Source organism: Amycolatopsis sp. NPDC051106 (assembly GCF_040682775.1).
Lineage (GTDB): Bacteria > Actinomycetota > Actinomycetes > Mycobacteriales > Pseudonocardiaceae > Amycolatopsis.
On sequence record NZ_JBFBBQ010000020.1, the window covers coordinates 111,104 to 119,952 of the forward strand.

The following is an 8,849-nucleotide window of genomic DNA, read 5'->3' on the forward strand; positions in this document are numbered from 1 at the left end:
GCTCAACGGGTTACTGAGCCTGGATTCGGCCTACGCAGATCATGGCGGGAATAGGCCGAAGGACGGGAAACGCCGGGAGAACGTCACGCTCAAGAGCGACGGGAACCGCACTTTTCGGCACCACGAGTATCGCCCTGACGGCGGAAGCACCGCGATTTCCGCTTTCCGCTGCGCGAATCACCACCGGATGTCGTAACGGCGCCCGCCTGGGTAGCGTGCCGGGCATGACTCCCCAGCACGCGCTCTGGCTCCCGCTCTTCGACGCCTTGGCCGACCCGGGGCTCGTCGCCCGTCTCGCCGCCGAGGCCGAAGAAGCGGGCTGGGACGGCGTCTTCGTCTGGGACCACCTCCGCTGGCGCGAACCGGTGGCCGCGGCGGCCGACCCCTGGATCACCCTGGCCGCGATCGCCACCGTCACGTCGACGGTGCGTTTCGGGCCGATGGTCAGCGCGATCACCCGCCGTCGCCCCGCCAAGCTCGCCCGCGAGACCGCGACGCTCGACCGCCTCGGCGACGGCCGGCTCACGCTCGGCGTCGGCCTCGGCAGCGACCGGTTCGGCGAGGAGTTCTCCCGGTTCGGCGAGGAGTGCGACGACCGGGTGCGCGCCCGCATGCTCGACGAGGCGCTGGAGATCCTGGCGACCGCCTGGTCCGGCGAAGTCGTGGACCACCACAGCGAGCACTACACGGTGGCCGGCATCCGGTTCCTGCCGACACCGGCGCGGCGGATCCCGGTCTGGGCGGCGGGCTTCCCCGGGAAGATCCACCCGATGCGCCGGGCCGCGCGCCTCGACGGCTACTTCCCGGTGAACCTCGACTCGGCCGACCGCTTCGCGGAGGCCGTGGCCCAGGTCGAGGCGCTGCGCACCGGAACCGGGCCGTACGACTACGTCGCGGAGCTCGAGCCCGGCGAGGACGGTTCGCCGTACGCGCGGGCGGGCGCGACCTGGCTGCTGACCGCCTTCGCCCCCGAATCACTCTCGGTCGACCACGTACGCGGCGTCCTGCGCGACGGGCCCCACTGAGCCACCACTCAGCGCACCAGCTGACCCGCCCGAGCACCCCGACGACGATCCACCGCGAACCCGACCACCGCCAACACCAACCCCACCGCACTCACCGCCACCCCGGCCCACGCCGTCGCGCGGTAACCCAAACCCGTCGCGATCACCACGCTGCCCAGTGCCGCGCCGAGGCTGTTGGCCGTGTTGAACGCCGACTGGTTCAGGGCGGCTCCCATCAGCTGGGCGCCCGGGGCCACCGCGATCAGCCGGGCCTGCAGCACCGGGCCCAGGAACAGGATGGTGCCGCCGATCAGGAACGCGCCGGTGAACAGGCCGAACGCCGAGCCCACCGTCAGTCCGAAGTAGACGTTCGCGGCGATCACCGCGGCGAAGCCCACCACCATGGCGCGCCGGAGGTTGCGGTCGGCCTGCCAGCCGCCCAGGAAGTTGCCGGCCGTCATGCCGAGCCCGACCGCGACGAGGGCCCACGGGACCGCGCCCGGGGACAGCCCGGTGACCGAGGTGGTGATCGGCGCCAGGTAGCTGTCGACGGCGAAGAACCCGGCGATCCCGATCGACGCCGTCGCCGCGACGAGCCACACCTGCGGGCTGCGCAGCGCGCGCAGCTCGTCGGCCGGTGATCCGCCCGCCGCCGGCGCGTCCGGCACCGTGACCGCCACCGCCAGCAGGGCGAGCAGGAAGACCCCGGCGATGAGCAGGTACGCCGTCCGCCAGCCGGCGGCCTGCCCGAGCCGGGTGATCAGCGGGACACCCGCGACGTTGGCCACGGTCAGCCCGCTCAGCACCACGGCGAACCCGCGCCCCTCGCTGCCCGGCCCCATCAGCGTCGCCGCCAGCAGGCCGGCGGCCCCGAAGTACGCGCCGTGCGGCAGGCCCGCGGCGAACCGGGCCACCAGCACCAGGCCGTAACTCGACGCCACCGCCGAAGCGACGGTGCCGAGCACGAACAGCACCAGCAGCCCGAGCACCAGCCGTTTGCGCCGCATCCGCGCGGTGATCGTGGCGAGCACGGGCGCGCCCACGACCACGCCCAGCGCGTACGCGGTGATCATCCACCCCGCCCGCGCGACCGAATCCGGTTCGGTGTTCCCGAGCACGCTGTGCGCGATCTCGGGCAGCAGCCCGGCCGGCACGAACTCGGTCAGCCCGATCGCGACCGAGCCGAGGGCCAGGGCCAGCAGGGCCGCCCATCGGCGCCGCCGGGAGAGGTCGTCCATTCCGGCGACTTTAGCAACGCTGTTGCGTTAATACCAGAGACCGGCGGTAGGGTGACGCCGTGCACCTGGCTTTCCTGCGGGACTACCACGAAGCGCTGGTGATCGCGCTGGCCCGGACCACGCCCACGCTCGAACGCGGCACCGTCGCCGAGCTCACCGGGCTGACCCCGCAGGCCGTGTCGAAGGTGCTCGCCCGGCTGGTCGACGAAGGCCTTCTCGAACCCGCCGGCGTGCGGCGCCCGGCGCGCGGCAAGCCGGCCGCGGTCTACCGGCTCGTCCCCGGCAGCCGCCGGGCGATCGGCGCGCACGTCACCCGCCGCGAGCTGCGCCTGGTGCTCGCCGATCTGGCCGGCACCGTCCTCGCGTCGATCGCGACGCCCCTGCCCGCCGACTTCACGCCGGACGAGCTGCTGAGCGAGCTGGCGGCCGGCGTCACGACGATGATCGCCGGGCACGACCTGAGCACTCCCGGGCTCGCCGGCGTCGGCATCGGCATGATCGGGCCGCTCGACCAGTCGACCGGCACCGTCCGCGGCGCCCATCGGCTGCGGCACTGGCAGGACGTCCCGCTGGCCGCACTCGCCGAGCGGCGCCTGGGCCTGCCCGTGCTCGTGGACAAGGACGTCACCGCCGGCGTCACGGCCGAAGCCTGGCGCCGCGGAACCGCCTTCCGCGACGCGGCCCTGGTCGTGGTCGACGCCGGAGTCGGCGCCGGGCTGTGGCTGGGCGGAGCCGCCCACCGCGGAGCGCACACCAACGCCAGCGAGTTCGGCCACGCCGTCGTCCAGCTCGACGGGCCGCCCTGCGCCTGCGGCCGGCGCGGCTGCCTGGAAGCGGTCCACGAGCAGGCGGCCGACCCCGCCGCGGCCGCCGCCGTGCTCGCGACCGGCGTGGTCAACCTCCTCCAGACCCTCGACCTCGGCCACGTCGTCCTCGGCGGCGCGGATCTGCTCCCCCACGGCGAGCTCTACCGGGAAGCCGTCGAACACGCCGTGCGCACCCAGCTGCCGGGCGCCGACTGGCTCACGGTGGAGGTCTCCCTGACTTCGCTGGGCACGGATGTCGTGGCCGCCGGCGCGGCCATGCAGGTGCTCAACGCCCGCTACGGCCTCCCCGACCCGACACGGCCCCGCGAGCCCGCGCCCGCCGTCGTCCGCGGGTGAGGCGCGGCTATCCCGCCAGTTCCCCTTCACGCCGCGTGAGCACCAACGGCGCGTCCTCGGTGACGGCGATCGTGTGCTCGGAGTGGGCCGTACGCGAACCATCCGCCGAACGGATCGTCCAGCCGTCGGGGTCGAAGACGATCCGGTCGGTCGAGCGCGCGAACCACGGCTCGAGCGCGAGGGTCAGCCCCGGCCGGAGCTTCATGCCGCGGCCCGGCGCGCCCTTGTTGGGGACGTGGAGGTCCTCGTGCATGGTGCGCCCGATGCCGTGGCCGCCGAACTCCGTGTTGACCGGGTAGCCGTAGCCGGCGGCCACCGCGCCGATCGCCGCGGAGATGTCGCCCAGGCGGTTGCCCGGGCGCGCCGCCTCGATCGCCGCCTCCAGCGCTTCCTCGGTGGCGCGGACGATCCGCAGGTCCTCTTCGGCGGCCGTGCCGACGATGACCGTGCGCGCCGAGTCGGCCGCCCAGCCGTCGATGCTGACCGCGATGTCCGCGGTCAGCACGTCGCCGTCGCGCAGGACGTAGTCGTGGGGCAGGCCGTGCAGGACGGCGTCGTTGACCGAGAGGCAGATGACGTTGCGGAACGGCCCCTTGCCGAAGGAGGGCGCGTAGTCCCAGTAGCACGACTCCGCGCCGCGCCGCTTGATCATGCCGCGCGTGTGGTGCTCCAGGTCGAGGAGGTTGACGCCGACGTCGGCGAGCCGGCCGACCTCGGAGAGCACCTCCGCGACGAACCGCCCGGCCACGTGCATGCGGTCGATCTCCGCAGGCGTCTTCAGTTCGATCACGAGTACCTCGCGTCCCAGGGTGTCGGTATAGTTATACCGATACCCTAACCGCTCGCGATCGGCCACCGCGGACGCGGGCCCCGGGGGAAAGTCAGGCGGTCACGGCGTCGTGGAACCGCCCGAGCTCGGCCCGGGTGTCCGGGCCGCACGGCTGGAAGACGATCTCGGTGACCCCGCGGGCGGCGACGTCGTCCAGCCGCTGCCGGAGCTGTTCGGGCGTGCCGCTCATCGTCACCTCCCGCAGCATCTCGTGGCCGCCCGCCTGCCATGCCGCCTGGTCGGCCTCCCCCAGCTCCACGCAGTGACCGGTGTGGACGGCGAGGTGCCGCAGCTCCGGCGGCGTCCGCTCCACCACGTCCAGCCACTCCGCGCCACCCGGGAGCGCGCGCACGGCGGCAGGGCCGCCGAACTCGTGGGCGCCGTGGTAGGCCAGCGCCCAGCCGGGCCCGGCGGCGAGGCGCGCGTGCTCGCTGTCGGTGCGTTCTCCTTCGTCGAGCACCGTGCCCCACACGAGGTAGGGCACCCACGAGTACTCGCTCATGAACTCGGGCAGCTGCAGCGTGACGTACAGCCCGTCGCCGAGCTCCTTGGCCACCCGGTGGCCCTTGGGCCCCAGCGCCCCGATGAGGACGGGGACGTCGACGGGCCGGGCGGGCGCGTGCCCGTCGGGGTGCAGCATCCGCATCCGCGCCCCCTCCCACTCGACGATGTCGCCGCGCAGGAGACCGCGGTAGGCGCGAATGTAATCCTCCATGTAGGACCAGGTGATCGCGCGGTAGCCCATGGCGCGGCGGCCGGTGAAGCCGGTCCCGAAGGAGACCGCGACCCGCCCGGGCGCCAGCGCGGCGAGGGTGGCGGTCGCCGCGGCGTTGACCATCGGGTGCCGCAGGCTGGGCACCAGCACGCCGGGGGCGAGGCCGATCCGGTCGGTCCGCTCGGCGGCCCGCGCGAGGGTCATCCACACGTCGGGGCTCTGCTGCGGGGTGTCGTAGACCCACGCCCGCTTGAAGCCCAGCTCTTCGGCCACGACGATGTCGTCCGGAGTGGACAGTGCGGTCGGGAAAGCGCAGGAGACGTCCATGGGGACCTTCGTTCGTCAGGGCAGGCCGGCGTGCGGGACCTCGACATCGACCGCGAGGAGCTGCGCCTCGCGCACGGGACGGCGTTCGTGTTCGGGGAAGGACGGCGCCGCGCAGAGGAACAGCGTCCGTCCGTGGTCGCCGCCGAGCATGCAGGCGAACACCCCGGTGCCGGCGTCGATCTCGTCGAGGACCCGGCCGCCCTCCTCGACCCGCAGGACGCGGTTGTGGACGGCGTCGGCCACCCAGATCGCGCCTTCGGCGTCGGCGCAGATGCCGTCGGGCGCCACTTGGAGGAGCTGAACCGCCGCTTCGACGTCGTCGGTCTGGGGAGTTTCCCCGAACTGCGCCCACACGCGGCGTCCGCTCAGTTCGCCGTCCTCGCCGATGTCGAAGGCGGTCAACCGCCCGGCAAAGGTTTCGGCGACGACCAGCACCCCGCCGGGCAGGATCACCATGCCGTTGGGGAAGCCGAGGTCTTCGGCGGCGACGGCCACGGTCCCGTCCGGGTCGACGCGGGTGAGCGTGGCGTAGCGCAAGGGTGCGCCGCCCATGAGGTCGAAGCCGAAGTTGCCGACCCAGGCGCGCCCGCGGTCGTCGACGACCATGTCGTTGAGCGCCCCGGACACCACACCGGACAGGTCGGCGTGCTCGGTCAGCTCTCCCCGCTCATCGCGCACGAGGATGCGGTGGTCGCGCATGGACACGACCAGCAGGCGCCCGTCGGGCAGGAACCCGAGGCCCGAAGGCTGACCCGGGACTTCGGCGACGACCTCGGTGCCGCCGCGGCCGTCGGTCGCCACGACCCGCTCGGTGTAGAAGTCCGACACCCACAGCCGCCCGTCGTGCCACCTCGGGCATTCGAGGAAGGAGAAGCCTTCGAGCACGACTTTCGGCTGTCCCATCGCGACCGTCCTCGATCATCGTCGACCGTTCCGCGGCGTCTCCCGCCGACTAACTGAGCGCACAGTTACCATGACCGCGAGGCCGGGACGTGTCAAGCCCGAGTCGTCACCCGCGGAGGGGAGAGCAGCGATGCCGGAGAAGAAGCGCGGCGGCGGGAGGCACCCGGTGGCGGCCGCGATGGAGCTGACGACCAGCCTCGGCCCCGAGACGGTCCCCGGCGAGTTCTGGGGAGAGGACACCTCCCCGGTGACTCGCGCGCTGCTGTCGTCGGCCGTGCAGTGCTTCGCCCGCAAGGGTTTCCACGCGACGACCACACGCGACATCACCGCCGTCGTCGGCCTGAGTCCAGGTTCGCTGTACGTGCACTTCCCGTCGAAGGAAGCAGTGTTGTTCCGCATCGCCCGGACGGGTCACGAGCGTGCGTTGGCGGCCCTGTCGGCGGAGCCCGACGACGGCGACACCCGGCGCCACCTCCGACGGCTCGCGGCGGCCCACGTGACGTGGCACGCGCGCCACCACACCGTGGCCCGGGTCTGCCAGTACGAACTGGCGGCGCTCTCGCCAGCGCACCTCGACGAGATCCTCGTTCTCCGGCAACGGTTTTCCGCGATGGTGCAGGCGGCCGTGGAACGCGGAGTCCGGGAAGAAGTCTTCGACGTGCCCGACATCGACCGCTCGGTGCGCGCGATCCTGTCGCTGGGCATCGATCTGGTGCGCTGGTACCGCCTCGACGGCGCGGACTCCCCCGAAGCCCTCGGCGAGTCGTACGCCGAACTGGCGGCGCGGATGCTGGTCTCCCCCAGCTGACGCCGTGGCTGTTCGGCCGGTCAGACCTCGCGCAGGCTCATGGTGAGGTGACGGCCTTCCCCGCTCGGGCCGAAGCTCCGGGCCCGGACGGCGCTTCCGATCGGCGGGAAGTCGCCGGGGCCACGCACGACCGTGGCGCTGATTTCGGGAACGTTGACGTGGGCGTAGGCGCCGTGTGCGGGAAGGTGCAGCCCCAGCCCGAACGGGTGGTGGCAGACCACCTCCGCGTCCACGACCTCTCCCCTGGGCAGCACGGCCGGTTCCGCACTGCCCGCCTGGTGCATGTCCCAACCGGATTCGAGGTGTTTCGGGTGTGCCACGTGGTTCCTCACGCCGGAAATCGTCCGGTGATGATAGGTGGATTCGCGGCTGACTCAGCGAGTATCGATACGGCCTTGGCAGGCACCGACGGCGACACGGGCGGCGGAACAGCAGTGACTTCGGCTGTACGGCGCTCACCCGAACGAGGCACTGTCGGCCGCGCCGGCGAGGCTCGAGCCGACGAGCACCTCGGCGAGCAGCTACACGAAGAGTAACCACAAACCGAAGGAATCTCACGACCGGCCTCGGCGAAAACCGAGCTGTTTTCCGGAAACCGGCTTCTCTACCAGCTTCGCCGATCACTCTGTGTATCAGGGGGTGACTCGGCGCGCATGATCATCGCGATAGGTTGACAGCGTCTCCAGGGGCCCCGACGACGCGGTTCCCGCCTTCCCCCTCAGCAGCGCGCGCCCCCGAGGTGCGTGCTGTTCGCCGTGCCGAAAGGAAGTTTCTTGACCGCCACGACGTTGACACAGGTGCTGCGCGAAACCCATGCCGCCCGGACCACCCGACTGGTCGTCCGCTGGGACCGCGAGACCGGCTGGGCGCACCTGGCCATCGCCGTTCCTGGCTCCGGCCCGGTCTGCTTCGCGGGTTTCCACCGGTTCTCCGGGGGAAGCGCCGAAGCCGTCGCCGCCGAGCTCGCCGCCGCCGGGTGCGTGTCCGCTCCCCCGCTGCACCTCGACGACACGCTTTCGGAGATCGAAGCCGTGCTCCCGGAGGTGACCCCCGATGCGCGTGGATGACCTGCACCTCACCGGAATCGGCACCGACGTCGGCGCGCTGACGCCGGTCGCCGTGCCGCTCGCGGCCGGGGAGTTCAGCTCCGCCGACGCCGACCGCACCGGCCAGCTGTCCACCGCCGTCTCGACGCTGCCGGGCCCGGAGCTGGCCGTCCGCGCCGGCCGCGAAGCCTTGCGGCAGAGCGAACTCACGACCGGCGGGGCCGCCTGGCCGACGCTGTGCCTGCACGCCGGGATCTACCACCCCGGCATCGACTTCTGGCACGCCGCGTCCTACGTCCGCGACCAGCTCGGCCTCGGCGCCGGTCCCGGCCTCACACTCGAGCTCGGCGCGATGAGCAACAGCCTGGTGGCCGGCCTGGACATCGCGGCGAGCGTGCTGCGCGGCCGCCCGGACCACGACGCCGCGCTCATCACCGCCGGCGACCGGTTCGGCGCGCCGGGCTTCCCGCACTGGAGCACCGACACCGGCATCGTCTACGGCGACGCGGGCAGCGCGGTCGTCCTCTCGCGCCGGCCCGGCCTGGCGCGGATCCGCTCGATCGCGTCGTTCACCGACCCGTCCCTGGAGGGGCTGCAGCGCGGCGACGAACCGTTCCGCACGGCCAGCGTCACGGCCCACCGGTCGCTGGACATCCGGCGCCGCAAGCGCCAGTGGCTCGGCCGCCACGGCGGTCCGGCGCACGTCGACACCCGCAACGCCGACGGGGTCACGACGGTCGTGAAGACAGCGCTGTCCGAAGCGGGGATCGACCTGCCCGACATCGCGAAGATCTGCGCCCCGCACTACGGTCGGCG

At 72.6% G+C, this 8,849-nt stretch carries 9 protein-coding genes and 1 pseudogene; 5 read left to right on the forward strand and 5 right to left on the reverse strand.

Features of this window, described 5'->3' with window-relative positions; translation table 11 throughout:
- Positions 1–224: 224 nt before the first annotated feature.
- A complete protein-coding gene (locus AB0M83_RS18080) occupies positions 225–1,025 on the forward strand; it encodes an LLM class flavin-dependent oxidoreductase (protein WP_364518334.1) in 801 nt (266 codons plus the stop codon).
- Between the two features lie 8 nt (positions 1,026–1,033).
- Here AB0M83_RS18080 and AB0M83_RS18085 read toward each other — a convergent pair whose 3' ends face one another.
- The gene (locus AB0M83_RS18085; protein WP_364518336.1) at positions 1,034–2,242 is read right to left on the reverse strand and encodes an MFS transporter; all 1,209 of its coding nucleotides are present in this window, start codon (positions 2,240–2,242) and stop codon (positions 1,034–1,036) included.
- Between the two features lie 59 nt (positions 2,243–2,301).
- On the opposite strand from AB0M83_RS18085, the gene AB0M83_RS18090 reads away from it, so the two are divergent.
- On the forward strand, positions 2,302–3,405 hold the full coding sequence (locus AB0M83_RS18090; protein ID WP_364518338.1) for an ROK family transcriptional regulator: 1,104 nt from the start codon (positions 2,302–2,304) through the stop codon (positions 3,403–3,405).
- Positions 3,406–3,412: 7 nt separating this feature from the next.
- Here the strand turns inward: AB0M83_RS18090 and map are convergent, their stop codons facing one another.
- From map to AB0M83_RS18105, 3 genes are all read right to left on the reverse strand, one after another.
- The gene (map, locus tag AB0M83_RS18095; protein WP_364518340.1) at positions 3,413–4,195 is read right to left on the reverse strand and encodes a type I methionyl aminopeptidase; all 783 of its coding nucleotides are present in this window, start codon (positions 4,193–4,195) and stop codon (positions 3,413–3,415) included.
- A gap of 91 nt (positions 4,196–4,286) precedes the next feature.
- On the reverse strand, positions 4,287–5,276 hold the full coding sequence (locus tag AB0M83_RS18100; protein ID WP_364518342.1) for an LLM class flavin-dependent oxidoreductase: 990 nt from the start codon (positions 5,274–5,276) through the stop codon (positions 4,287–4,289).
- A 15-nt stretch (positions 5,277–5,291) separates the two neighbouring features.
- Positions 5,292–6,179 (reverse strand): SMP-30/gluconolactonase/LRE family protein, encoded by an 888-nt coding sequence (locus AB0M83_RS18105; RefSeq protein WP_364518344.1) that lies wholly within the window; start codon positions 6,177–6,179, stop codon positions 5,292–5,294.
- Between the two features lie 130 nt (positions 6,180–6,309).
- On the opposite strand from AB0M83_RS18105, the gene AB0M83_RS18110 reads away from it, so the two are divergent.
- On the forward strand, positions 6,310–6,987 hold the full coding sequence (locus AB0M83_RS18110; protein WP_364518346.1) for a TetR/AcrR family transcriptional regulator: 678 nt from the start codon (positions 6,310–6,312) through the stop codon (positions 6,985–6,987).
- A gap of 20 nt (positions 6,988–7,007) precedes the next feature.
- Here the strand turns inward: AB0M83_RS18110 and AB0M83_RS18115 are convergent, their stop codons facing one another.
- On the reverse strand, positions 7,008–7,319 hold the full coding sequence (locus AB0M83_RS18115) for a hypothetical protein (protein ID WP_364518348.1): 312 nt from the start codon (positions 7,317–7,319) through the stop codon (positions 7,008–7,010).
- Positions 7,320–7,760: 441 nt separating this feature from the next.
- Here AB0M83_RS18115 and AB0M83_RS18120 point away from each other — a divergent pair, with 441 nt between their 5' ends.
- Together AB0M83_RS18120 and AB0M83_RS18125 are read left to right on the forward strand one after the other, a co-directional pair.
- On the forward strand, positions 7,761–8,054 hold the full coding sequence (locus AB0M83_RS18120) for a hypothetical protein (protein ID WP_364518350.1): 294 nt from the start codon (positions 7,761–7,763) through the stop codon (positions 8,052–8,054).
- Positions 8,041–8,849: pseudogene (locus AB0M83_RS18125) on the forward strand (hypothetical protein); the annotation flags it as partial. The gene AB0M83_RS18120 and the pseudogene AB0M83_RS18125, both read left to right, overlap by 14 nt.